27 protein-coding genes and 1 tRNA gene are annotated in these 22,355 nt (G+C 46.9%); 12 read left to right on the forward strand and 16 right to left on the reverse strand.

The annotated features are described in order from the left end of the window. Window positions 1-108 precede the first annotated feature (108 nt). Both DEP07_RS20865 and DEP07_RS20870 read left to right on the forward strand, forming a co-directional pair. A complete protein-coding gene (locus tag DEP07_RS20865; protein ID WP_173599945.1) occupies window positions 109-384 on the forward strand; it encodes a helix-turn-helix domain-containing protein in 276 nt (91 codons plus the stop codon). A gap of 27 nt (window positions 385-411) precedes the next feature. Continuing rightward, window positions 412-969 carry an IS3 family transposase gene (locus DEP07_RS20870; protein WP_229049784.1) on the forward strand — a complete coding sequence of 186 codons (558 nt, stop codon included), beginning with the start codon at window positions 412-414 and terminating at the stop codon, window positions 967-969. Here the strand turns inward: DEP07_RS20870 and DEP07_RS20875 are convergent. The 11 genes from DEP07_RS20875 to DEP07_RS20925 form a co-directional block, all read right to left on the reverse strand. Next, entirely contained in the window at window positions 966-1,601 is a 636-nt protein-coding gene (locus DEP07_RS20875) for an NAD(P)-dependent oxidoreductase (protein ID WP_122966052.1), read from the reverse strand. The two genes, DEP07_RS20870 and DEP07_RS20875, sit on opposite strands and share 4 nt — an antisense overlap. 230 nt (window positions 1,602-1,831) lie before the next feature. Beyond that, window positions 1,832-2,221 (reverse strand): rhodanese-like domain-containing protein, encoded by a 390-nt coding sequence (locus tag DEP07_RS20880; protein ID WP_063230290.1) that lies wholly within the window; start codon window positions 2,219-2,221, stop codon window positions 1,832-1,834. A gap of 21 nt (window positions 2,222-2,242) precedes the next feature. Next, window positions 2,243-2,509 (reverse strand): metal-sensitive transcriptional regulator, encoded by a 267-nt coding sequence (locus tag DEP07_RS20885; protein WP_063230289.1) that lies wholly within the window; start codon window positions 2,507-2,509, stop codon window positions 2,243-2,245. 95 nt (window positions 2,510-2,604) lie between these two features. Then, complete coding sequence (locus DEP07_RS20890) at window positions 2,605-3,087, reverse strand: DsrE/DsrF/DrsH-like family protein (RefSeq protein WP_287102972.1); 483 nt, start codon at window positions 3,085-3,087, stop codon at window positions 2,605-2,607. 92 nt (window positions 3,088-3,179) lie between these two features. Continuing rightward, window positions 3,180-3,968: a sulfite exporter TauE/SafE family protein gene (locus DEP07_RS20895; RefSeq protein ID WP_122966054.1), complete on the reverse strand. Its 789-nt coding sequence runs from the start codon at window positions 3,966-3,968 to the stop codon at window positions 3,180-3,182. Window positions 3,969-4,292: 324 nt separating this feature from the next. Next, window positions 4,293-4,517 (reverse strand): sulfurtransferase TusA family protein, encoded by a 225-nt coding sequence (locus DEP07_RS20900; RefSeq protein ID WP_122966055.1) that lies wholly within the window; start codon window positions 4,515-4,517, stop codon window positions 4,293-4,295. Window positions 4,518-4,539: 22 nt separating this feature from the next. After that, window positions 4,540-5,691 (reverse strand): MBL fold metallo-hydrolase, encoded by a 1,152-nt coding sequence (locus DEP07_RS20905; RefSeq protein WP_287102973.1) that lies wholly within the window; start codon window positions 5,689-5,691, stop codon window positions 4,540-4,542. 14 nt (window positions 5,692-5,705) lie between these two features. Further along, a complete protein-coding gene (locus tag DEP07_RS20910) occupies window positions 5,706-6,290 on the reverse strand; it encodes a sulfurtransferase TusA family protein (RefSeq protein WP_173598005.1) in 585 nt (194 codons plus the stop codon). 1,004 nt (window positions 6,291-7,294) lie between these two features. Beyond that, a complete protein-coding gene (locus DEP07_RS20915; protein WP_122966059.1) occupies window positions 7,295-8,929 on the reverse strand; it encodes a prenyltransferase/squalene oxidase repeat-containing protein in 1,635 nt (544 codons plus the stop codon). Window positions 8,930-8,990: 61 nt separating this feature from the next. Further along, window positions 8,991-9,689 carry a hypothetical protein gene (locus DEP07_RS20920; protein WP_122966060.1) on the reverse strand — a complete coding sequence of 233 codons (699 nt, stop codon included), beginning with the start codon at window positions 9,687-9,689 and terminating at the stop codon, window positions 8,991-8,993. Between the two features lie 499 nt (window positions 9,690-10,188). Further along, window positions 10,189-10,277 (reverse strand) — tRNA-Ser (locus tag DEP07_RS20925). 159 nt (window positions 10,278-10,436) lie between these two features. Between DEP07_RS20925 and DEP07_RS20930 the strand changes: the two genes are divergently transcribed. Next, a complete protein-coding gene (locus DEP07_RS20930; protein WP_122966061.1) occupies window positions 10,437-11,156 on the forward strand; it encodes a pseudouridine synthase in 720 nt (239 codons plus the stop codon). A gap of 61 nt (window positions 11,157-11,217) precedes the next feature. Here DEP07_RS20930 and tadA read toward each other — a convergent pair whose 3' ends face one another. After that, on the reverse strand, window positions 11,218-11,697 hold the full coding sequence (tadA, locus tag DEP07_RS20935) for a tRNA adenosine(34) deaminase TadA (RefSeq protein ID WP_217365353.1): 480 nt from the start codon (window positions 11,695-11,697) through the stop codon (window positions 11,218-11,220). Between the two features lie 279 nt (window positions 11,698-11,976). Here tadA and DEP07_RS20940 point away from each other — a divergent pair, with 279 nt between their 5' ends. The 6 genes from DEP07_RS20940 (at window position 11,977) to nagE (ending at window position 17,968) form a co-directional block, all read left to right on the forward strand. Continuing rightward, entirely contained in the window at window positions 11,977-12,480 is a 504-nt protein-coding gene (locus DEP07_RS20940) for a ribonuclease H-like YkuK family protein (RefSeq protein WP_217365347.1), read from the forward strand. A 351-nt stretch (window positions 12,481-12,831) separates the two neighbouring features. Then, window positions 12,832-13,692 (forward strand): glucose PTS transporter transcription antiterminator GlcT, encoded by an 861-nt coding sequence (gene glcT / locus DEP07_RS20945; protein WP_122966062.1) that lies wholly within the window; start codon window positions 12,832-12,834, stop codon window positions 13,690-13,692. A gap of 146 nt (window positions 13,693-13,838) precedes the next feature. Further along, a complete protein-coding gene (locus DEP07_RS20950) occupies window positions 13,839-14,336 on the forward strand; it encodes a PTS sugar transporter subunit IIA (RefSeq protein WP_242773344.1) in 498 nt (165 codons plus the stop codon). A 40-nt stretch (window positions 14,337-14,376) separates the two neighbouring features. After that, window positions 14,377-14,640 (forward strand): HPr family phosphocarrier protein, encoded by a 264-nt coding sequence (locus DEP07_RS20955; RefSeq protein WP_063230279.1) that lies wholly within the window; start codon window positions 14,377-14,379, stop codon window positions 14,638-14,640. 27 nt (window positions 14,641-14,667) lie between these two features. Then, window positions 14,668-16,377, forward strand: coding sequence for a phosphoenolpyruvate--protein phosphotransferase (gene ptsP, locus DEP07_RS20960; protein WP_287102974.1), 1,710 nt, complete (start codon window positions 14,668-14,670; stop codon window positions 16,375-16,377). 151 nt (window positions 16,378-16,528) lie between these two features. Then, window positions 16,529-17,968 carry an N-acetylglucosamine-specific PTS transporter subunit IIBC gene (gene nagE, locus DEP07_RS20965; protein WP_173598000.1) on the forward strand — a complete coding sequence of 480 codons (1,440 nt, stop codon included), beginning with the start codon at window positions 16,529-16,531 and terminating at the stop codon, window positions 17,966-17,968. A 371-nt stretch (window positions 17,969-18,339) separates the two neighbouring features. Here nagE and DEP07_RS20970 read toward each other — a convergent pair whose 3' ends face one another. Continuing rightward, window positions 18,340-18,558 carry a helix-turn-helix domain-containing protein gene (locus DEP07_RS20970; RefSeq protein WP_122966066.1) on the reverse strand — a complete coding sequence of 73 codons (219 nt, stop codon included), beginning with the start codon at window positions 18,556-18,558 and terminating at the stop codon, window positions 18,340-18,342. Between the two features lie 167 nt (window positions 18,559-18,725). On the opposite strand from DEP07_RS20970, the gene DEP07_RS20975 reads away from it, so the two are divergent. Beyond that, a complete protein-coding gene (locus tag DEP07_RS20975) occupies window positions 18,726-19,088 on the forward strand; it encodes a helix-turn-helix domain-containing protein (protein ID WP_122966067.1) in 363 nt (120 codons plus the stop codon). A 120-nt stretch (window positions 19,089-19,208) separates the two neighbouring features. Here the strand turns inward: DEP07_RS20975 and DEP07_RS20980 are convergent, their stop codons facing one another. Continuing rightward, window positions 19,209-19,556, reverse strand: coding sequence for a winged helix-turn-helix transcriptional regulator (locus tag DEP07_RS20980; protein ID WP_122966068.1), 348 nt, complete (start codon window positions 19,554-19,556; stop codon window positions 19,209-19,211). Between the two features lie 200 nt (window positions 19,557-19,756). Between DEP07_RS20980 and DEP07_RS20985 the strand changes: the two genes are divergently transcribed. Then, window positions 19,757-20,167: a DoxX family protein gene (locus tag DEP07_RS20985; RefSeq protein WP_122966069.1), complete on the forward strand. Its 411-nt coding sequence runs from the start codon at window positions 19,757-19,759 to the stop codon at window positions 20,165-20,167. Window positions 20,168-20,220: 53 nt separating this feature from the next. Here the strand turns inward: DEP07_RS20985 and DEP07_RS20990 are convergent, their stop codons facing one another. Next, a complete protein-coding gene (locus tag DEP07_RS20990) occupies window positions 20,221-20,877 on the reverse strand; it encodes a hypothetical protein (RefSeq protein ID WP_173597999.1) in 657 nt (218 codons plus the stop codon). Window positions 20,878-20,925: 48 nt separating this feature from the next. Here DEP07_RS20990 and DEP07_RS20995 point away from each other — a divergent pair, with 48 nt between their 5' ends. Then, complete coding sequence (locus tag DEP07_RS20995; RefSeq protein WP_167470366.1) at window positions 20,926-21,093, forward strand: hypothetical protein; 168 nt, start codon at window positions 20,926-20,928, stop codon at window positions 21,091-21,093. An 88-nt stretch (window positions 21,094-21,181) separates the two neighbouring features. Here the strand turns inward: DEP07_RS20995 and DEP07_RS21000 are convergent, their stop codons facing one another. Further along, complete coding sequence (locus DEP07_RS21000; RefSeq protein WP_287102975.1) at window positions 21,182-22,321, reverse strand: hypothetical protein; 1,140 nt, start codon at window positions 22,319-22,321, stop codon at window positions 21,182-21,184. Window positions 22,322-22,355 lie beyond the last annotated feature (34 nt).

The following is a 22,355-nucleotide window of genomic DNA, read 5'->3' on the forward strand; positions in this document are numbered from 1 at the left end:
TCTACTTGACAGGGGGCACTTCAATGCTTTGAAGTACCCCCCCTTAGAATAGACATTGGAAAAACCCCTAGGTTAATCCGATGTAATTCTAGGGGGGTGCTTTTCGTCATGGCAGTGAAAGGATACAAATGTAAACATTATCCAGAATCATTCGACGTAGAAGCGGTTCGCTTGCACGTGGAAGAAGGATGGAGTTACAGAAAGATTGCAGAACACCTAGGGGTCCAGGATAAATACCGCGTCAGAACGTGGATGAGAAAGTATCGTGAAAATGGAGAAGCATCATTCAAGGACGGGCGTGGAAATCCTCATCGGATTGAAACGGAGCAGGATCGGCAGATTCGGCGTCTACAACTGGAGGTAGAGGTCTTAAAAAAAGGGTGACACATCTTGAATCGGGAGGGTACGGCTGTGTCGGATGGCAGAATCACGGAAAATTTGCTGCAACGGAATTTCACTGCGGAAGGGCCTAATCAAAAGTGGGTAACGGATGTCACACCATTTCAGGTATTTGACGATCGGATTTACTTATCTGCTATTAAAGATCTATGGAACAATGAGATTGTCGCTTATCATCTAAGCCAGCGTAACGATAATCCACTTGTGTTAGAAACCTTCAGGAAAGCATTTGAAAAGCAAAAAGACGTGGCTGGGTTGATCGTTCATAGCGATCAAGGGTACCAGTACACGTCCCATGCTTACCACGACATGCTGCCAAAGGTTGGAGCCCAAATCAGCATGTCACGCCGAGGAAATTGTTATGACAATGCCTCTATGGAGAGCTTCTTTTCCCATCTGAAAGTCGAAGCACTCTATCCCTACGATATCCCAAGTATAGAGGAAGCACAAAGGCGAATAGAAGAATTTATTCTCTTTTATAACGAGAAAAGAGCACAACGAAAACTAAATGGGGTCTTGACCAATCCGGGATGGCTGGTCTTTTCTGCATGCCTGACTCTATTTTGTTAGTTGGACCCAACGGTGAATCGTTGGTTGAGGTGTTGCGGATTTTCGATTTCATCAAGAACGGCAATGGCGTAGTCCGCGTAGCTGACATAGCTTTGTCCGCTTGCATTGACGAGCAAATGATCTTTGCCAAGCTGATAAGTGCCTGTTCTGGCTCCTTCTGGATCAAAGAAAGCGGATGGACTGATAAAGGTCCATTGAATCCCCGTCGTTTCTTGCAAAATGCGCAAGTTTTCTCCCTGGTTTTGCGCTGTTGCCAGGTAGATTCCCGGAAAATCAGGAGTTTCCATGACACGAGTCGTCTTCGCTTCGTCTACGAACAAGCTCCCTGCTCCCCCTACCACAAGCAGACGAGTCGAAGGTGCTCCCTTCATCGCTTCGATCAATACGTTGCCAGCCTCGACGTGCAGGTGTTCTTTTCCGGCAGGAGCGCCAAATGCATTGACTACTGCATCAAAGTCTTTCAAATCGGCTGCTGTCAGAGCGAACACGTCTTTTTCCAGAACAGCTGCTTTCGGTTCGTCGATTTTGGATGCGTCACGAACAACCGCTGTCACCTGATGGCCGCGATCCAACGCTTCCTTCATGATCCATTTTCCTGCTTTGCCGCTTGCGCCTACGATTGCGATTTTCATTGTTCTATTCCCTCCATGTATTTAGATTGAGTCACCAAAACTCGGGTTATGAATGATAGGCCGCCATTTTAGTTGTAACTAAACAAGTTACATCAGTTGCAAAAAATAATGGCCTGGGCTTGCTTATCTTGTTGTAATCATTTTAGTTACAACCAAATCATCTGTCAAGCATGTATTTTTTGTGCAAATGAAAAAGCACCCGCTTTCGCAGATGCTCGTTTCTTTTTTCGTTACTTTTGTTTGGTCGGTCCTTGCCAGGTGACCAGTCCACCCTGAAGGTGCGCCATTTGCGTAAAGCCGTGTTTTTTCAGGATTTTCGCCGCTTGCTTGCTGCGCATCCCGCTGCGGCAGTACAACAAAATATCGTTTTTCGGGGAAACTTCCTTCACCCGGCTGTTCAACTGGGACAGAGGGATGTTGACGGCTGTAGGAATGTGACCCTTCTTGAACTCGTGTGGCTCGCGCACGTCAATCAGCATCACTCTGCTTTTTTGATTCACCCGCTCCTTGAATTGCTCGGCTCGCAGGTTTTCCAGCCCTTTTACAGGCATGAAGCGGGAAATCAAATACCAAGTTGTCAATGCATACACAATAATAAGCAAAATCGTCGTGAAGTCCATTTGAACATCCTTCCTAGTGAATTAGCGACTTTTCACCAACAGCTCTACCGCTTCTTTTACCATCTTGCTTGTGTCGCCTCCGAGTGCCTGCTCCTCCAACAGACAGCGCTGCAAATTCTCCGCTACGATCTGCGCGATTGCCTTGTCAGACGCGTTGCGGACAGCAGATAGCTGGGCGACTACTTCTTTGCAGCTTTTTTGCTCGTCCATCATTCTCAACACGCCACGGATTTGTCCTTCAATTTTTCGCAAACGTCTTTTAATATCGTCACCGTAGTTGTAATCCATGTGAAGTCCTCCCGTTTTTAGGATCGCGGATACGTATACAGGTATATTATGCAAAAGACAGGCTTTGTCAAGCAAGCCTGTCTGCTTTTCACCTCTTAAATAAAGAGGTTCACCTTCGCCTGTGTCGCATCGCCCAAGTAGGCTGCCACGCCCGCGTACTCCATTCCGTCCAGCAATTCTTCCTGCTGCAAGCCCAGCAAATCCATCGTCATCGTGCAGGCAACCAGCTTGACTCCTTGCTCCTGCGCCAGCTCGATCAGTTGGGGCAGCGTCAGGGCATTGTGCTTTTTCATGACATGCTTGATCATTTCCGGGCCCATCCCCAGCATATTCATTTTGGACAACCCCAGCTGCTGCGCCCCTCTCGGCATCATCCAGCCAAACATTTTCTCCAGCCAGCCTTTTTTGACTTTGACGATCTCGTCCTTGCGCATCGTATTCAAGCCCCAAAAGGTAAAAAAGATCGTGACGTCGTGATCGTAGGCAGCAGCCCCGTTCGCTATGATAAAAGCCGCGATCGCTTTATCCAAATCGCCGCTGAAAAGAACAATCGTCGTTTTCTCTTTCTGATTTTCCATCGTTAAGCCCTCCCGTTAAATACTGTTACTCCTATAGGTATAAAAATGAGCGAAAAGAAGCCGCTCTCGACTCTCCATGCTTCTTTTCTCACTTACAAAATATCGCTCCACACTTTGATCGCCGTAGCGCAGATCAGCACAATCAGACCGTACCGCAAATATTTGACATCGATCTTGGCGCTGACCACACTGCCCAAAGGCGCACCCAGGACACTGCCAATGACCGTAAACAGGACCGGAACCAGCGGAATATGTCCCGCGTACAATTTGCCTGCGACACCACCGATGGCGGAAATGAATACGATAGCGAGTGACGAGGCAATCGTGACACGCGTAGGAATCTTGAGGATCGTCAGCATGATCGGAATCAGGATGAAGGCACCCCCCGCTCCGACAATTCCGGAGACAACGCCTACCACAAAAGCGATCGGGATGGCGACGAACCGATTGTAGACGATCTCTGCTGCCTGTTCCTGAGTCCCTTTGTTCTTTTTCAGCATCAAAATGACCGCTACGACAGCCAATATACCGTAAACGAGGTTGATGCTGTCACCAGACATGTATTTGGAAGCCAGGCCACCCAACAAACTTCCTGCCAGGATGCCGATTCCCATATCTCTGACGAGTCCTTTATGCACCAGGGGCGACCCTTTGCCATTTCGCTTGCGAAAAGCGATTACCCCTGACAGCGAGGCAAAAAAGACCTGGAACATCGAGATCGACGACACCTCCTGAGCGGAGAAATGAGCCAATCCAAGGCCCGCCGGAACAAACAGCAGCAATGGATAATTGATAATCGCTCCGCCAATCCCCAGCATCCCGGAGAAAAAGGAACCGACAAATCCTAGAGAAATCATGAGTAAATACAGCAAGACGTCCATATGCCCTCCCCGCATTCTCCGCCCAAATCGCACAAGAATGCCGTAGCCACTTTTCAAATGCGCATTTTTCAGGTACAATAAAAACCAAGTAAATAACTATGATTAAGGTGATTTAAATGGTTCGTTATTTAAAAGCCATTTTTCAACATCGCTGCCCTGTCTGCAAAGAACCTCTGCGTTCTGTGCGAAGCCACTTGCTTTGTGAAAAGATTTGCCCGAACGGCCATTTTCGCGAAGAAACCTACCCCGACCTCGGCGTTCGCATTGTATATGAAAATAAGGACTAAGCGAACACTTCTGCATCGTGCCCGCTTAGTCTTTTTCTTACAGCTTTTTCACCAGGAACTTGTATACGCCGTTCTCCAACTCATGAGACACCAGTTCGTTTTTCGACTGCTTCACCCATGCCGTAAAATCATGGAGCGACCCTTTATCGGTAGAGAGCACTTCCATGGTCTGTCCTGGCTGCAACGTATCCAGCGCTTTCTTCGCTTTGACAATCGGCATCGGGCAAGCAAGACCTTTTGTATCCACAACAACATCTGCCATGTCGTTTTCCCCCTTGTTGATTTTATTTATCGTGAACCGCGCAACGGTTCGGTCCCGTTTCCATCTCGCGCTGTTCTTCTTCATCAGGCTTCAATCTGCCCATGTTTACTTGACGAATTTCCTGATAGGCGTTTGGCTGCGGCGGCAGCTCCTCGGTAACCGTGCGTCTGAAGTCGCCTTCATCGGCGATGTTCAACCCCGGATTGTTGCGGTACAGATCGCCCAAACGTGCTGAGACAACGCCGTTTGTTCCCAGCTCCACATAGCTGCCAAAATGCGCGGGCAGTACCAGGAGATCTTTTGACAGCTCCTGATAACGATTATACAGGGTGTCACGCAGGTCTCCCACCCAATCTTGCGCTTTGCCAGCCAAATCCGGCCGCCCGATCGATGCCACAAACAAAATGTCGCCTGTCAAAAAGTAGGTGTCATCTACAATCAACGACGTACTCCCGATCGTATGTCCCGGGGAATAGAGCGGCAAAATGGAGATGCTCGTGCTGCCGACTTGAATGCTTTTTCCTTCCTCCAGCTTTTCGTAGGCAAAAACGACTTCTTCCGCGTCCTTTTCCGGCAGCCAGTAAGTAGCTCCTGTGCTTTCGGCGAGCTTTCTGCCACCGGAAATATGGTCGGCATGCAAATGGGTGTCGATCGTATGTTTGATGGACAAGCCACGCTCTTTGGCAAAAGCTTCGTACACGTCTGTCATGCGTACCGAGTCAACGACAGCAGCTTCCTGACCGGAGACGATCATGTAGGACAAGCAGCCTTTGCCTATCCGGACGAATTGATAAATTTCCCCGCCGTCGCGCAAATCCCCCACTTTGACAGGCGCGAGATGCTCGCTCCACTGCTTCATCCCGCCTTCGAGGTAGTACACGTCATGAAGTCCGGCATCCGCCAGTTGCTCCGCTACAAAAATCGAGGAGCCTTCCTTGGCGCAAACGACCAGTATTTTTTGGCTGGCAGGAAGCTTCCCGACGACAGCCTCGACTCCATCGATCAGCTCGAAGTACGGCACATTGATGGAGTCTACCCGATGGCCTTCGATGCGCCAGTCTTGGTAATCCTCCTGGTTGCGCACATCAAGAATAAACAGCTCCTCCTGGGCAAACAGCAATTCAGTCAAATCATGCGCCGACATTTTTTGTGCCTTTCCTTGTTGGTTGCTCATTGCTTATCTCCTCCTCACTGTTTTTCTACCGGGCCAACCCAGCGGGCCATACCCGGCACGACGTTTTTTACTCGTGAAAAGCCTTTGTCGGCAAGCAGCCGGCAAGCGAGATCGCTGCGATTGCCGGAACGGCAGATGACAAAAATGTCCCGATCGGTCGGCAACTCAGCCAATCGCTGCTCCAATACCCCCATAGGTATCGATTTGGCCACAGAAATACGCTCGAAGGCATATTCGGCAGGCTCCCGCACATCGATAAGCGTAAACGGCTCGCCGGATTGTAGCTTCGCTTGAAGTTCTTCGTTCGTGATCGTATGCGGATATTTCGTCTCGGCCTTCGTCTCCTGCTGGCTTGCTTTTCTAAGGAAATGCTTCAAGACTTCTCCCTCCTGAACGGTGCCCAAATACTGATGCCCTGTGCTGTTTGCCCAGCCTTTCATGTCAGCCAGCGAGCCTTTGTCAGTCGCTTGCACCTCCAGAACCTGGCCGGGAGCGAGTTGCTCCATCGCCTTTTTGGTGCGAACGACAGGCATCGGGCAAGCCAAGCCTTTGCAGTCCAACATTTTATCAACGGAAAAGCTCGGTTGTGTCGCAGACATGTTGTGTTCCCTCCTAAAGATTTGGGATGATTAAAAGTGGTATAATTGCCAGTTTTGTTTTATACGCATACCCCTATATGTATTATGTTATGCATCGAAAGTTTCCTTGTCAACAAGATTTTCAACTTCTTGATAGCAGCAATTAATCTTGTTGCAAACATCCCTTCTCTAAAAACATTACAGGTCTATCTCCATGATAAACAGGCGTTATTTGAACGAATTTGTTTTTGTAACGGTAGGCTACTTCAAAGTTTAAGACCATACGTAGCACTATTTTGCCTGCGTACCACAGCTGCATCTCTTCGTATATCGTTTTCATTTTTCTGATAAGCTGGGGCCCACCTTATTTCCAGATCACAAAGAACCCTACAATGCGATTGTTTACAGGATAATAAAACTTTTAAAATAGTTTATTTCCTCAACGAAAACATCAGTTATTAGAAACATATGATGTTGCGGTAAAGCCCTTGGAGACCAAACCTAGATCAGCCATGAAGCACCGCTTAAATATCTAGGGAGAACTATTATCTTACCATATCTCGTTCCCTAATCGCTCATAGCATATGTTTTACTTCCGGGCTTTTCAGTCTCAGAACCGAGAACGTTTGCTGGAGGGATTCAGACACATCTTTTCATTTGATAACTTATCACCGGAAATAAAAAGTTATATTTTTAATTTCCATATTTACATAAAGCCCAAAAAAATCCCCCACTATTAATTTAAGTGAGGGGCGCTCTTCTTATTTAAGTAATAATACCAATTTTTTTATTAATTATTAAGAGAATCTAACTATTATTACGAGATTTTAACAAAAGTAGAATTTCCTTTAATTGTTCATTTATTTCTCGACTAACTTGCTCCTTCTTCTTCATATAAGTCAGGATCTTTAGGGCAACGTATACTACAAAAAGGAAATAAAATAACGGAAAAAACGGATAAATAAAACTCAGGTAATCTGATCCAAAGTCCAACATACAATAACTTCCCTTCTTTATTAAACTATTCAGTGATTATCTAAAAGAGTAACTAATTTCTTACATTCTAAAGCATAGAAAGTTGCTAGCATCGTCGGCTCTCCACCCTCAAAAAATGCATATCCACCGCCAGGAATTTTCAAATTATCAACATAATTAGTAATACCTTGTATATCTATAGGCGACATATCTAATTCCTTCATCAGTAACAATGTATCATAAGTGTCAATCAAATCTGATTCATCACCTTTTATTGCATACCCTCCATCCGGTTTTTGATTGGATTTTAGCCATAACTTAAACACATCGAAATCAAATTTAATAGATAAATCTTTACAATTGATTGATTTAGTAACTAGATATACATTTCTTAGACTCATATCCAACCAAAACCTATCATTTAGTTGATTTATTATTCTTCTTTTTTCCTCAATATTCGTTCTTGAAAAAGCTAATTTGTAATACTCATCGTTCATAATTATTTTGTCATTATTCGTTTTGATAGTGTTAAATAACTCTTCGTTAGTCTCGGACAAATAAAACATATCCTGATCAGACATATCAGTTTTAAACCTTTGTAAAAAGGTACTTGTCTCATTAAGTGAATTATACCCAAAATGCATTAATACGGCGTTAGCCATTATGGTTGTAGTTATATTAGATTTTTTTATTGGAGTCCTTACGACAAATACACCTGTACTTTTCTGATATTTCTTCAAATTTATGGTTAGTTGATGCAAATTCACTGCATCGTGATAAAAATTTAATATATCTACAGTTGCTTGAAGATCAGACACTTGATTATCAATAAAATTAAATCCATCATCCTTGAGTTTTATAGAATCCAAGTAATGAATAAAATCTGCAGAAATTACTGGTTGTTTTCCAAGCGATTGTAGTATGTTCACTTTAGCGACAACATTATAAAGATCAAGGGGATCATTGGGTGTAGGAAAACCAGCTGATTCAATTTCACTTGCAAGTTTTTTAATACTACCCAGACTTTCAAGCTTATTGAAACCTGCTTTTTGTAAAATATTTATAGCACTATTATAAATTGAGTACTTGTAATTACTGTTTATTCCTTCTATTTCATTGTTTTCAAGGCAGTTAAGTATACTTTTCTCTAGATCTTGATTTTCAAATTTTACATTCAAGTTGTCATATATATCTGTGACTAATTCTGATGTCGTTATTTTATCGAGTAATTTATTCATGGAAGGAAAATAGTAATATCCATTTTCTCCTTTTAATTCAGAAATCTTGTTAACTATACGGTTTTTCACTTGTTGATCTAAGGATAGACTTAACATTTTTGAAATATCCGTAACATATTTTAAAGTTATTAAATCGTTTTCATCCCTAAGTTGGATTTTCTCCGATTTTAAAAAAGAATGCACATAGCCTGCAAGTTCTTTATTTCTGGGAATTGGTTGGTTAGCTTTCTTAAATATTTCTACTGCATATCGCGTTTCATATATGGAATAGGGTCTTTCACTATTCAAAATAGTATAGCCACCGTCATCATTTTTTGCTTCCATAATCATATTTATCGTATTCTTATCCCATTCTGACGCTATCTGTTCCTGTTCATTTTTTATACTACAAGCCATCAAAATAAACACTAATGAGCATAGTAATAGCTTAAAAATTTGTTTATTCATGTTCTACTCCTGAATGAATAAGGTAAGTGAAAGAAATCACCTTCCACTTACCTTTAATAATCTAGTTAATAGAAATATCTAACGTATTTAAAACAGAAGTTGTTTTTGAACCGAATTTAAAATTTGAAACGTCATTTACGATTACTCCTGTAAACTTCCCGCTACCTTTAACTCTTGATGTAATTTTATCCCAATCATATTCAAAACCGTAGCTATTATCATCATATTCGGATGGCCACGAAAATTGCAGTGCTCCAGATGTAGAATTAACTGATACTGCAGCTGGATAACTATATGCTGTAGCAGCACCAGAAGCGCTTATGGTTTGAGCAGGAAGAACAGTAATTCTATCGGCATTATATGGATTACCTCCACTCCAATGTGCCTTTGTGTATCCCTTGATAGAAATATAATCTGTCGAAATGCTCGTATCGGTATAGTCGACATCTATACTAGAAAAAGTTTTTAATTTTCCATCACTATAAGATTTCAAAGACTCATCATAAAAATCTGCATATTTCCCTCTTTTCATTGAAAAACTACTAGTAGATAACGCCGAAACTTTCTTTTCAACATTTGGAGTAATCTTTTCCTTCCCACCACTATAAGACTTAGTAGTATAGCCATTCTTATGTGTGGTTGTAATTGTCGTATCAGTTGCTTTATCAGTTGTTTCTGACTTATTAATAGCAAATGCAGGAGAAATTACCAAAAAGGATAATAATAAACTACTACTTGCTAAAAACATTGCTTTTTTCATTAAATACACTTCCTTTGAATTATTTTACATATAAACAATACCATAATTTTTATTATATATCAATATATGGTAATTCAATTCAGTAAAAATTATGGGCATCTGGAATTTGTATATAAATAACGATTTTTGTTTCTTTCTATACTTCATTGCATACATAACAGGTTAGATTTGTAGAGTAGAGATCATATTAGCCTTGTCTCACTAGCTGAGATCCCTTCATGTATATTTTTTCCAATTCAATCATCTCTTGCTTACGGTCAAACAGTTCACCTTTGAAAAAATGCACCGGTTTAATTACATAAAATTCAGATTTTTTCGATAAATATTCATGCTATTAAACCTTTGAGAAAGTCTACTTCTCTACGTAAATGAGGCATTATAACAAGAAAAGATATTCTTCAAGAATCAGATTTTATAAAAAATAAACCACAAATCTGCCAATCAGGCAAACTCATGGTTTAATTTTTCCAACGGAATTATCCGTTGAGCCACTTGTAAGCGGAGAGAGTGGGATTCGAACCCACGCACGCCTCACGACGCCTAACGCATTTCGAGTGCGTCCCCTTATGACCACTTGGGTATCTCTCCATGAATGGTTTGTCAGAAACATTATTAACTATAGCAAATCTGCGCGAAAAGTGCAAGACTCAACTTGTACGCTTCCCCTTGATTTGCTCGCCGCATTAGGCCAAACTATTAACAACACGAGTCAGGTTTTTTTGACCAGAGGAAAAGTGAGGAACATACATGAAACGAGAACGTTTGGACAAGGTGCTGGCGAATATGGCGTTTGGCACGCGCAAGGAAGTGAAAGCGCTGGTGAAGCAAGGGCTGGTTGTTGTGGACGGCGTAGTCGCAACCGATCCTGGCATGCACGTCGTAGCCGAAGAGCAGGAAATTACCGTGGACGGAGAGCCGATCAATTTCAAGCGCTGGGTGTACGTCCTGCTGAACAAACCCCCTGGGGTAGTTTCCGCTACTGAAGATAACGTGCATCAAACTGTAGTCGACCTGCTTCCCTACGAGTGGGCGGTCAAGGTTCACCCGGTAGGCAGACTGGACATCGACACAGAGGGCCTTTTGCTTTTGACCAATGACGGACAGCTCTCCCACAGCCTGCTCTCCCCGAAGAAAAAAGTGGACAAGGAGTATTTTGCCCGCATTGATGGCATCGTTACCGAGCAACACGTCCGGGAATTTGCCAAAGGCGTTGAGTTGGAGGATTTCACTACCTTGCCTGCCAAGCTGGAAATTCTCTCGTCCGGGGAAGTCTCCGAGATTCGCGTCACCATTATGGAAGGAAAATTTCATCAGGTCAAACGGATGTTTGCCGCCTTCGGTCTGCATGTCGCCTATCTGCAACGCATTCGCATGGGCCCGCTCCATCTCGACCCGGCACTCGCTCCCGGCGAATACCGCGAGCTGACCGAAGAAGAACTGAACCTGCTGCAAAATGTAAACAAATAATACGTCTGCCCGGCATGTTACGGAAGAAACAGTACCGGGCGATGCCCGAAAGACAGTTGGATCACTTTTGATCTGACTGTCTTTTTTTGCGCAAGCCGCGGAAAAAATCTTTGAGCATCTGGGCGCACTCGTCTGCCAGGACTCCTTCCACCACCGGAACCTGATGATTGAAGCGCGGCTCAGCAAGCAAGTTCATCAATGTCCCGGCACATCCTGCCTTGGGATCGCCTGCACCGTACACGACCTGCTCGATGCGGCTCTGCACGATGGCACCCGCACACATGGGGCAAGGCTCCAGCGTGACATACAAGGTGCAGCCGATCAGCCGCCAGCCCCCCAGTCGCTCGCTCGCTTCGCGGATCGCGATCATTTCCGCGTGCAAAGTCGGGTCTTTTTGCGTTTCCCGCAAATTGTAGCCGCGGCCGACGATTTCCCCGTTGCGGACGATGACTGCCCCGATTGGCACTTCTCCGATCGCCGCTGCTTTTTGTGCTTCTTCCATCGCCGCTTTCATATATTCTTCGTGTTTACCTGATTCCATCACGATTGTAAAAACTCCTTTACAGACGTTTTCCGATTGCAGTCACACATAATAGCCGCTTTCTTTTTCCCGGTCAATTCTCAGCTTGCTCGCAGGCAAGGCGCCACAAGCGCGATTCCATTCGCCAGACATTCGCCGCATAAAAACAGACGCGTGCCGATCAAAATGTTGATTCGCGAAGTTTTTGTCCATACCTGTTCACATACTCTCTGCCAGATTACATACATTAATGATGTACGGAAGATGTTTGTAATTCACAGATAGCCTCTATCTGGAGGGATGCGAGTGGGCTTAACCTCTGCAAGCACGTTGTTTGATCGTTTTCACAGTCCGACGAGAGGACAGCTGGCAAAAGAAGACGTATTTTCCCACATTGAACAAACCATCTCGTCGATGGCAGGTCCATTCGAGATTATTGTGGGTGCCGATTCCCAGCTGAAAAGTCGCGGAACCTTTTTCGCCCTGGTCATCACGGTTATTCGACCCGGACACGGTGGGACCTTCTTTTATCACAAGTTTCAGGAACGCCGTTATTCATCCTTGCAGCAGCGCATTTTCCAGGAAGCCATGTACGCGGTAGGCTTGGCAACTGAAGTCCGCCAATATTTGCGCGATCATCAACTCGATACTCCGATACGTCTGCACTTTGACATCGGTGCCAACGGGCCTACCCGCAAGTTTATCCAGGCGTTGCTGAGTTTGGCTGAAACCAATCACTTCCGGGCGGAAATCAAGCCAAATTCTTTCTGTGCTTCCACGATTGCCGACAAGTTTACCAAGTAGTGAAGATCTTGATTCTTCCTTGAACAAAGCGTGCAGGCGGACTGCTTCTGACGCATCCGCCCGCTTTGTTTGAGTTCTTTTCCATAGGCGGTTCACGTACTTCTGGACAAGCAGGGGGAAATCCTGCTGCCAGAATCAGCGAAAATACATATACTCTCTTCTATACTCAACCATAACTTTCCGATGCAAACAGGGTGATTGACAACGCTTGTGAAGCTGAGCTATTATAAGCATTAATTGAAGCGTTTTCACAAGGCGTGTTACTGGTAATGCAGGCATGAGCCGAGAAGATCTTTTTAATTGTTAAAAAGGTTTTTTCGGCTCTTTTTTGTTTAAAGGTGGTGGAATGGCTTGTCCCGTGAACAGGAAAAAACATATGCGATTACGCGTGTGTTGAACCATAATGTCGTACTTGTGGAAGAACCCGGCACCAAGCTGGAAATTGTGCTGTTCGGAAAAGGAATCGGATTTGGCGCAAAGCCTGGGAACACCATCCCCGCCCATGACCCGCGTGTGGAGAAGCGCTTCAGGCTGGAAAATGAAAACCATCAGAAACAGTACCAAACGATACTCAGTCAGGTCGATCCTGCCGTGGTAGGAATAGCCGAAGAGATTATCGCGCTTATCGCCAGTGAAATTACCCCGCAACTTAACGAACACGTCCACGTCGCCCTGCCCGACCACATCCAGTTCGCCATTTACCGCCTGCGGAATGGCATGGAGATCGTGAACCCGTTCCTGTTTGAAATCCAGACGCTCTACACCAAAGAGTACACGCTGGCAAAACGGGCTGCGGACATGATCAAGAAGGCATTCGACCTGGATATTCCAGATAGCGAAATCGGTTTTCTCGCCTTGCACATTCATTCGGCGATCAGCTACCTGCCAGTGAAAAAGGCCGTTCAGTTCACGAATGTGATCAGCGAACTGGTCAGCATGATCGAGCAGCGGACAGACAGAACCATCGAGCGAAGCACGGTCGATTACGTCCGTCTCATTACTCATCTGCGTTTTGCTGTAGAGCGCATTCGCCAGCAAAAGACCATTCACAACCCCTTGCTGGACCGGGTCCAAACCACGATTCCGGAAGCATACGAACTGGCGTCCGAGTTGGCTGCCTATATCTCGAACCGGCTGGAAGTCATAGTCCCGGAAGACGAAGTCGGCTACATGGCCTTGCATGTTTATCGGTTGTTGCAGCAACAGCCTTGAATCAACAACTCAAAATCGATGATAATCCTGCGTGTTACTAGCTCGACTAGGCATGAGCGGTGAGATCATACGGACATAGTAAGTATGTCGTCGTATGCTCAGACCGTCTCATGCCTATTTTCGTTCAGACGCAAAAGGAGGAACTTATGCTACGCAATCTGTTTTCCCGTAAAAAACAACAACAAGAAATCACCTTTCTGGCTCCTTTGACCGGAAGTGTTGTCCCTTTGTCGGAAGTACCCGATCCCGTATTTGCCGGGAGAGTCGTAGGCGATGGCGCAGCGATTTTGCCTACTGAGGGCGTCTTGTACGCTCCGGTTGACGCAAAAGTCACCCATCTCTTCCCTACCCATCATGCGATTGGCTTGTCGACCGACAGCGGTCTGGAGCTGCTTATGCATATCGGGATCGATACCGTGAAATTGCAGGGCAAAGGCTTTACCCCCTTCGTCTCTGTCGGCGACCAGGTAAAAGCGGGCGACAAGCTGATTCAATTTGATATCGCCGTATTGCAAGAGTCCGGATGCCCGATCGTTACCCCGATTGTCATTACCAACGGCGATGTCGTTGCGGAAAAGAACGTCGTGGCGCAAGGAAATGTCGCAGCTGGCCAGCAGCCGCTGATGACAGTCGTCCTGAAATAACCGGATTGGACAAAGAAGCATCTGTTTGGGGGAGGTACACATGATTCAGTTTGAAGTAACAGTCACGGTAGAGGGCGGGCTTCACGCTCGTCCCGCCGCTCTTTTGGTCAATCGCTCGGCGCAAACCCAGTCAAAAATCACCCTGAACAAAGGGGAGAAACAAGTGGATGGCCGCAGCATTTTGGGGATCATGACCTTGGGCGCAACCCAGGGCGACAAGCTGCTCGTATCCGTGGACGGCGCTGACGAGGAAACGGTGGCAGCTTCCATTCAGCAATTGTTTGAGCAATCTTTTCAGAGCTAATTCGCAGCGAAAGAAGGTGAAGCAAACATGTTAAAAGGAATCCCGGTTTCTTCCGGCATCTCGATCGCCCCAGTCGTCATTTTGGCACACGCTGCCCCGTCCGCTCCCGCGCAAACTGCGCCAGCAGACACGAGCAAAGAGCTGGAGCTGCTCGCCAGAAGCGTCGAGCAAGCGCGCGAGCAGCTGGAAAAGCTGAGAGAACAAACAGAAGAGCAATTAGGCGCAGAAAAAGCAGCGATTCTTTCCGCGCATATGGCTTTTCTGGAAGACCCGGCTTTTGTCGGGGAAATGTCCTCGCTGATCGAAAACAAACAGTTGGCTGCCACCGCTGCTGTGCAGCAAGTATCTGACCAGTTCGTCGGCCTGTTCGAAAGCATGGATGACGCCTATATGAAAGAACGGGCAGACGATATCCGCGATGTAAGCCGCCGCTTGATCCGCAACCTCTCAGGCACAGACGAGGAGGCAGTTTTCCCGGAGGAACCGTTTATTTTGGCGGCGTGGGATGTCACCCCTTCGGAGACGCTTCAACTCCCGCTCGCATCTGTACGAGGCATCGTCACGGTAAAAGGGGGCGCGACCTCGCACGCGGCTATCCTGGCTCGTTCTTTGGGGATTCCGGCGGTCATGGGAGCCGGAGAACAGTTGATGGAAAAAGTCTCTGCCGGAAGCTTGCTGATCCTCGATGGTGCCACAGGCGACCTGATTGTTTCGCCTGACACGGAAACGTTGGCGCGCTACGAGGAAAAGGCCGCCAAGGAAGCAGCTGAACGCGCTGCCTACGCGGCATTGAAGGATTTGCCTGCGGAAACGACTGACGGACACCGCGTTCACTTGATGGCCAACATGGCGGTTCCCGAAGAAGCAGACGCGCTTGCCGCATCTGGCGTAGAAGGCATCGGCCTGTTCCGCTCCGAGTTTTTGTTCATGGATCGCAGCACTTTGCCCGACGAGGAAGAGCAGTTTGCCGCCTACAAGCAAGTTGCTGTAGCCTTTGGCGACAAGCCGGTCATTATTCGTACCCTCGATGTTGGCGGCGACAAGCATTTGCCAGCGCTTGAGCTTCCCCAGGAAGACAATCCGTTTCTCGGTTTCAGAGCGATGCGCATTTCCTTGGCCCGCCCGGAACTGTTTCTGGTTCAACTACGAGCGCTATTGCGCGCCAGTGCTTTTGGACGGCTGCTGATCATGTTCCCGATGATTTCCCACCTGGGGCAACTGCGGGAAGCCAAACGTTTGCTTGAACAGGCAAAAGCCGAGCTGCGGGAAAAAGGCGTCGCCTTTGACGAGCAAATCTCAGTCGGCATGATGATGGAAATTCCCGGTGCCTGCCTGCAAGCTGACGCTTTTGCCAAAGAAGTCGATTTCTTCAGCATTGGCACCAACGATCTCGTGCAATACACGCTTGCGGTCGACAGAATGAACGCGAACGTTGCCGATCTCTACAGCTACTACCACCCTGCGGTACTGCGGCTTATCTCCAACGTCATCGCCGCTTCCCACCGGGCAGGAATCTGGACGGGGCTATGTGGAGAGATGGCTGGCGACCCGCTCGCTACCGAGCTGTTGCTTGGCATGGGCCTCGACGAGTTCAGTGGCGCCGCTTCGGTTATGCCGAAGGTCAAAGAGCGCATTCGCAACACCAATATGGAAAAAGCGCAGCAGCTGGCGGAGCAAGTTCTTGCTCTTGCGACTGTGGAAGAGGTTGTGGCGCTTTTGCAAGACAAAACCGAATAAACGGTTTTGTCCCTGCCTATTTGAAAGCGATTTCAAATTCATTTTCTTGATCAGAACAGCTTCTCTCCGGCCAATTCTCGTGCCCTCATCTCTTGCATTCATCCGGAGAGCAGCTTTTTGATAGACATCTCATTCTAAGGAGGTTTTTCCTATGCTCGCCTTTTTGCAACGGATTGGGAAAGCACTCATGCTTCCAGTCGCCACACTGCCTGCTGCGGCGCTTTTGCTCCGCTTCGGCGCCATCAACTACGTGACCGAGTTTCATCTCGGAGAATCGGTTGGTGGGTTTTTGAACCAGTATATCGCGCCATTTTTGTTTGCAGGCGGATCTGCGATTTTTGACAACTTGCCGCTGATCTTCGCTGTCGGTGTTGCGATCGGACTCGCTGGGGATGCCGTAGCCGCCCTGGCTGCTGTGATCGCCTACATGGTGTTGACCACCGTACTTTCCAAAGTTCCTGCAGCCATGCCGTTCATCGCAGACGACGTCAAGCTGAACATGGGTGTCATTGGCGGTATTTTGGCGGGCGGAGTCGCTTCCTATTGCTACAACCGCTACCATAACATCAAGCTGCCGGAATGGCTCGGATTCTTTGGCGGCAAACGCTTTGTACCAATTGTCACTTCGCTTAGCATGGTCGTCATCGGTCTTGTTTTCGGGATCATCTGGGGGCCGATTCAGGACGCGCTCAACAGTATGGGTAACTGGATTGTGAGCCTTGGCGCTCTTGGAGCAGGTCTGTTCGGCTTCTTTAACCGTTTGCTTATTCCATTCGGTCTGCACCACGTACTCAACGCCATTGCCTGGTTCCAAATCGGTGATTTTACCGATGCAACTGGCAAAGTCGTACATGGCGACTTGCATCGCTTCTTCGCCGGAGACAAATCTGCCGGCATGTTCATGACAGGCTTCTTCCCGATCATGATGTTCGCATTGCCAGCAGCCGCGCTTGCCATCATTCATTCTGCCAAGCCGGAAAAGCGCCAAGCAATCGCTTCTGTTTTCATCGGTACCGCGCTCGCTTCGTTCCTGACAGGGATTACCGAGCCGCTTGAATTTGCATTTATGTTCGCTGCTCCAGCGCTGTACGTGCTTCACGCGATTTTGACCGGGGTTTCCGGGTATATCGTAACGGCAATGGGAATCAAGCACGGATTTGGCTTCTCCGCTGGTCTGATTGACTACGGGTTGAACTTCCCGCTCTCCACCAATGCTTGGTCGATCATCCCGATCGGCTTGGCGTTCGCCGTCGTCTACTACTTCCTGTTCCGCATCCTGATCGTCAAGTTCAACATCAAAACGCCGGGACGAGAAGACGATGACGCCGTTGAAACTACAACTGCCAGCAGCAATTCGACGCAAGACAAGGCACAAAGGGTACTCGCTCTGATCGGCGGAAAAGAAAACGTCATCAGTGTTGACGCGTGCATTACCCGCCTGCGTCTCGTGCTGAAGGACGATAAGATCGTCAATGAAAAAGGGCTGAGAGATATTGGCGCAGCAGGCGTAATGAAGCTGGGTCAAGGCAGCGTGCAAGTCGTATTCGGAACACAGTCCGAGCTGTTGAAGGACGAAATCAAGAAACTGTAACGTCGAACCAATAAAATAGGCCCGGGGCTGGCATCTGCCGTACCGGGCTTTTTATTATGGGCATGAAGCCTCCTCGTATGAATGATGAAGTCTGATAAGTCCTGCCTTATGAACCCGACACAAGAGGCACATCTTTTTTAATAATGTGGGACATTGGAGCTAACGAGCACTTTCTCTGGGGGGAACATCGCTTGTTGCTCCAGCTCCAACTCAAATCGTACCAACCGATCCATAAACGCTGTGCACGCCGACTTGCTGTAAGGTGCCATCATCTCTATTTCGTACTCCAGCGTTTTTTTCCATACTTCCAGCTGCCTCTTGTTCGCCTCCCGCGCTTCCAATCTACCCACCCCTTATCTAATGTATCTTTGCTAAAACAACAAAAAGATAATCATGAACAACTCGTGCAAGCCACACTTGAGTTTCTTTGCCAAAATAGGCAGATGGTTCGCCTTGAAGTCGTATTCGCCTTTTTCGTATTTCAAATACGTGGAAGCATTGCGAAAACCAAGTGATTCCGCCATTTCTTGTAGCGTAAGCTTACACTCACTTCGTCGTTTTGCGATAAAGGGGAGGTTCAGACGCTCCATATCCAGCTTCCCTCCTTCTTTGCAGAAATGGCAAATATTTATAGTTACATGATATCGTTTCAATTTCAGCAAAGTCAACACATTATTTGTCATTTTAGCAATATTGTTTTTTCCGTTATGGAAAATTGTTAGAATGAAATTGCCAAAAACAAAAAGGTGGTTTCACGATGTCCATAGTCGGTCAACGCATAAAGTGGCTGCGCGAGCAAAGGCAATGGTCACAAATTCAATTGGCTGAAAAGCTCGGCATCCATAACACAGTTTTGTCGCGAATTGAATCGGGCGAAAAGAAAGGCGTAGATTTTCACTTGATTTCCAAAGTCGCTGACCTGTTTGATGTCTCGACCGATTACCTTCATGGAAGAACAGATAACCCGACGCCATTCTGGCGGCAAGCATCCGTTCGGGAGACGCCCGTCCCTTTTCTGGATATTGACGGGCTAACGGAAGAGGAGCTTGTTGAGATCAAACGGCACATCGAATTTATAAAGTGGAAGTCAAGACAAAGTGAGACACAAGAAGACAACTAGACGCACATAAGAAGAAAACCCCTGGATTCAGGGGTTTTTTGCATGTATCTCGGTAAGTGCAACCTGAACCCCGTCAACAGCTTGGACAAGGTCTTGCTTTGCAACTGTGTATATTCTGCTCTACTCTACGCTGTGATCTGCCATATCTGCGGCATCAAGCTCGATCCAGCTCTGGGCCCACGATTCGATCCCTTTGATCACTGGCTCCAGAGCCTTCCCCATCTCCGTCAACGAATATTCTACCCGCACCGGAGCTGAGTCCGTAAACACTTGCCGATGTACAAGACCTTCCTTCTCCAAGTCCTTCAGCCGTTCAGAAAGTAGCCTTCCGCTTACGGGCAAGGCCCCTTCCAACGCACAGAAGCGCTGTGGTCCAGAAAGCAGCTGGTATAAGATTAGCCCTGTCCACCGTTTCCCCAGCAGCTGCATCCCTTTTTCAAACTTAGGACAGAGGGAAGACTGTTTCATTGGTATCACCTCATTCTCCTTTCAGTATACCGCTCTTTCTGCATTCCATCAAAATGAATGATTACTTTGTACCTAACAATCTGCACTTTCCAACGTTTGTAAATTTTCCAGATCGTATTGACATAAATAATAATTAATGTATACTTACTAACGAAAAGTAACTACGTTACTGATATAAACTAAATCGGAGGTCATTATACATGGAAAATCGTTTTGAGTGGAGCGCTTTGATTTTACGAATTGTGGTAGGTCTTACTTTTGCTATCCACGGGATTGCCAAGTTCCAAATGGGCTTGGACAATGTCGCCGGATTCTTTGGCAGCCTCGGTCTGCCTGCCTTTATCGCTTACTTGGTTGCGTTCCTTGAAGTCGTCGGCGGGATTGCCCTGATTGCGGGACTTGGCACACGTATCTTCTCTGCCGCCTTGGCTGTTGTCATGATCGGTGCCATTGCCAAAGCCAAGCTGGCGGCCGGCTTCATGGGCGGAGAAAGTGGCGCTGGCTATGAGCTGGAGCTGGCTCTCTTTGCGATTTTGATTGCGCTTAGCATTAGCGGCAGCTCGAAGTTTGGGCTCGATCACATTCTGTTTGGAAAACGATCTGTAGAATAATGAAAAAGCCAGCGGAAGAACTGCTTCCTGCTGGCTTTGCTTTTTTTGCTATCCTAATCCTGTGGAGACTCATCGAGCATTTTTTTGTTGATGATCCTGATTTTCTCTACAGGCGAGTGTTCGTCCTTCGCACTGATAAATACGGAGTTTTCCCCCGCTTCATAGTACAGGTCAAATTTTTCGTCTACCATGCTTTGGCCTTGGGCAACGGGCGTTCCCAGCTGCTGGCGAATCACATTGAGGTTAGTCTGATTCAAGTGTTCCCCGGCCAGATCGATCGCATAGACGCGGTTTTTCCCATCAAAATAAACAATGCCGCCGGAAAGATTTTCAAAAGCTTGATAACGTCCGCCATCGTAATAATCCTCTTTGATTACACGCCCGTAAAGCTCGATGACCTCTTGCTTGGTCATCCCGATCGCTATGTCGAAACCGTTGATTTCGTTACTGGCGAGCTGCTTCAAAAAGTTGCCGTCGATAATGATTTTGGAGCCATTCGGTGCGTCATCTGTTGTTGTTTCATTTCCTTCTTTTGCTTCTTCTGATCCCTGCTCCGGTTTTGTCCCTTCATCTTGAGGGGCCGGATTCGGCTGTTGCTCTTGCTTCCCTGCTGGCGGTGTGTCTTTCGATGCGACAGGCTCGCTTGCCCCGGGCGAACAGCCGATTACCAACATACTCGCTGCAATCGCCACATAAATAAATCGTTTCAACTGCCATTCCTCCTGTATTCCTTCACATAAAAAATTGAGGTGATACCAATGCGTTTCTGGCTGCTGTTCACAATCATTTGTGTGGCTATCTTGCTGGTTGGAGTGTTGATTGACTGGCGTGCAAAAAGGAAGAAACAAACCTTGCTCATCGACAAGGACAAAAATCACTCGATCGACGAGGGCTACGACCCAAGAAATCGCGATGATCCTATGTAAAGTAAGACGCTGTAAATGCTTGTTCCGTTACCAGCACAGAGATGAACGAAGTCCCATTTTTTTACTGGGAAGCGCTGCTTCATCGCGTTTATTTCTTGCGCGCAACGATTCCTTTTTTGTTCAAGAAAAGCACAAGCCCGATAAGTGCAAGAAGAAGGACAAAAAGACCAAGCATCGACCATTTTTTTACGCTCTCAAAGAAGAGCTGTTTCTCTTCTTCTTCCTGAACCGTCTGGACGGCCTGATCGAATGGTATAGTTTCATACTTGCTTGCGTTACTTCTGGTGATCAACTCTACCGTCTGGTTGTCCTTATAATGAAACAGCTTGGGCAAGCCGTTCACTTGCATGGCATAAACTTTTTGCACCGGGACTCCTGACTGCATAATGGCAAGCTTGCTGCTCTCTATGGCTGCTTGGGGAATCAGCATCTGCTCGTAGTCTGCTACCTGGTACTTTTTCGCTTCTGTGGTGCTGATCAGCTTGGCGTTTTCATTTTCGTCGAGGTAGATGTATCTTTCGATGGAGCCGATCTTTTTGCGGTAAGCCATGTTGAGCGGGAATTGATTTTCCCTCATCTCCTTGATGTACGAATAAAGGATTTCATCGGAAACGAGCAGCGAAGACGCCTCCACGATCGGAACTTTCTTTTTGACAGCTTCATACGCAGGAAAGAATGCCAGCGCTCCGTTCGATTGCAGGAACAGATGGGCTTTTAGCCCGCCATCCTCTTCCACTGTGTAAATTTGGTTGGTCGGGAGGTTGTGGCTGGTGAACTTGTCCCTGTAATAATCGAGCAATGACGCAGACAAAAGTGCCAAATCGTATACCGGAAGCTGGCGCTTTTGCAGTTGGTTTCCACTCACTTCTTCGACCTTCCCGTTCTTTTGCAGCAAAAAGTAACGGTGTTGCCCGTCAATCCAGATACGGTAAATCTGGTTCGGCAGCAACTGATGCTTTTTCATGTCAGCCAAAATATTTGCCTGCAGGTCTATAGAAAAAGGGGGATTCGCAGGCAGTAACTGGATCAGATCCTTCCTGACCGCTTCCTCAGGAGGTGCTGGTTGGCTATTGGAGGCGGAGCTGCTTTCTTCGGAAGCAGCATTGGCGTCGGCATTAGCATCGGCTTCGCTCTCCTCTTCGCTGCTCCATTCTGCTTCCCCTGTATCTTCCTCCGCGTTGTATTCGTAGTAATTATCGTCGTCATCATCATCGTCGTCGTGATCCACGTAGTAAGGAGTTGCGCTCTTCGATGTTTTGGAT

The organism is Brevibacillus sp. (assembly GCF_003521185.1).
Taxonomy (GTDB): domain Bacteria; phylum Bacillota; class Bacilli; order Brevibacillales; family Brevibacillaceae; genus Brevibacillus; species Brevibacillus parabrevis.

Excerpts from the sequence above, each read along its gene's own strand:
- DEP07_RS20880 (WP_063230290.1), bottom strand. The coding sequence starts at position 2,221 with ATGGACTTCACGACGATTTTGCTTATTATTGTGTATGCATTGACAACT.
- ptsP (WP_287102974.1), top strand. The coding sequence starts at position 14,668 with ATGTTAAAAGGAATCCCGGTTTCTTCCGGCATCTCGATCGCCCCAGTC.
- DEP07_RS20915 (WP_122966059.1), bottom strand. The coding sequence starts at position 8,929 with ATGAATAAACAAATTTTTAAGCTATTACTATGCTCATTAGTGTTTATT.
- DEP07_RS20920 (WP_122966060.1), bottom strand. The coding sequence starts at position 9,689 with ATGAAAAAAGCAATGTTTTTAGCAAGTAGTAGTTTATTATTATCCTTT.
- DEP07_RS20885 (WP_063230289.1), bottom strand. The coding sequence starts at position 2,509 with ATGGATTACAACTACGGTGACGATATTAAAAGACGTTTGCGAAAAATT.
- DEP07_RS20975 (WP_122966067.1), top strand. The coding sequence starts at position 18,726 with ATGTCCATAGTCGGTCAACGCATAAAGTGGCTGCGCGAGCAAAGGCAA.
- DEP07_RS20905 (WP_287102973.1), bottom strand. The coding sequence starts at position 5,691 with ATGAGCAACCAACAAGGAAAGGCACAAAAAATGTCGGCGCATGATTTG.
- tadA (WP_217365353.1), bottom strand. The coding sequence starts at position 11,697 with ATGGAATCAGGTAAACACGAAGAATATATGAAAGCGGCGATGGAAGAA.
- DEP07_RS20910 (WP_173598005.1), bottom strand. The coding sequence starts at position 6,290 with ATGTCTGCGACACAACCGAGCTTTTCCGTTGATAAAATGTTGGACTGC.
- DEP07_RS20890 (WP_287102972.1), bottom strand. The coding sequence starts at position 3,087 with ATGGAAAATCAGAAAGAGAAAACGACGATTGTTCTTTTCAGCGGCGAT.
- DEP07_RS20980 (WP_122966068.1), bottom strand. The coding sequence starts at position 19,556 with ATGAAACAGTCTTCCCTCTGTCCTAAGTTTGAAAAAGGGATGCAGCTG.
- DEP07_RS20930 (WP_122966061.1), top strand. The coding sequence starts at position 10,437 with ATGAAACGAGAACGTTTGGACAAGGTGCTGGCGAATATGGCGTTTGGC.
- nagE (WP_173598000.1), top strand. The coding sequence starts at position 16,529 with ATGCTCGCCTTTTTGCAACGGATTGGGAAAGCACTCATGCTTCCAGTC.
- DEP07_RS20875 (WP_122966052.1), bottom strand. The coding sequence starts at position 1,601 with ATGAAAATCGCAATCGTAGGCGCAAGCGGCAAAGCAGGAAAATGGATC.
- DEP07_RS20985 (WP_122966069.1), top strand. The coding sequence starts at position 19,757 with ATGGAAAATCGTTTTGAGTGGAGCGCTTTGATTTTACGAATTGTGGTA.
- DEP07_RS20995 (WP_167470366.1), top strand. The coding sequence starts at position 20,926 with ATGCGTTTCTGGCTGCTGTTCACAATCATTTGTGTGGCTATCTTGCTG.
- DEP07_RS20940 (WP_217365347.1), top strand. The coding sequence starts at position 11,977 with ATGCGAGTGGGCTTAACCTCTGCAAGCACGTTGTTTGATCGTTTTCAC.
- DEP07_RS20955 (WP_063230279.1), top strand. The coding sequence starts at position 14,377 with ATGATTCAGTTTGAAGTAACAGTCACGGTAGAGGGCGGGCTTCACGCT.
- DEP07_RS20970 (WP_122966066.1), bottom strand. The coding sequence starts at position 18,558 with ATGGAGCGTCTGAACCTCCCCTTTATCGCAAAACGACGAAGTGAGTGT.
- DEP07_RS20865 (WP_173599945.1), top strand. The coding sequence starts at position 109 with ATGGCAGTGAAAGGATACAAATGTAAACATTATCCAGAATCATTCGAC.
- DEP07_RS20950 (WP_242773344.1), top strand. The coding sequence starts at position 13,839 with ATGCTACGCAATCTGTTTTCCCGTAAAAAACAACAACAAGAAATCACC.
- DEP07_RS20895 (WP_122966054.1), bottom strand. The coding sequence starts at position 3,968 with ATGGACGTCTTGCTGTATTTACTCATGATTTCTCTAGGATTTGTCGGT.
- DEP07_RS20900 (WP_122966055.1), bottom strand. The coding sequence starts at position 4,517 with ATGGCAGATGTTGTTGTGGATACAAAAGGTCTTGCTTGCCCGATGCCG.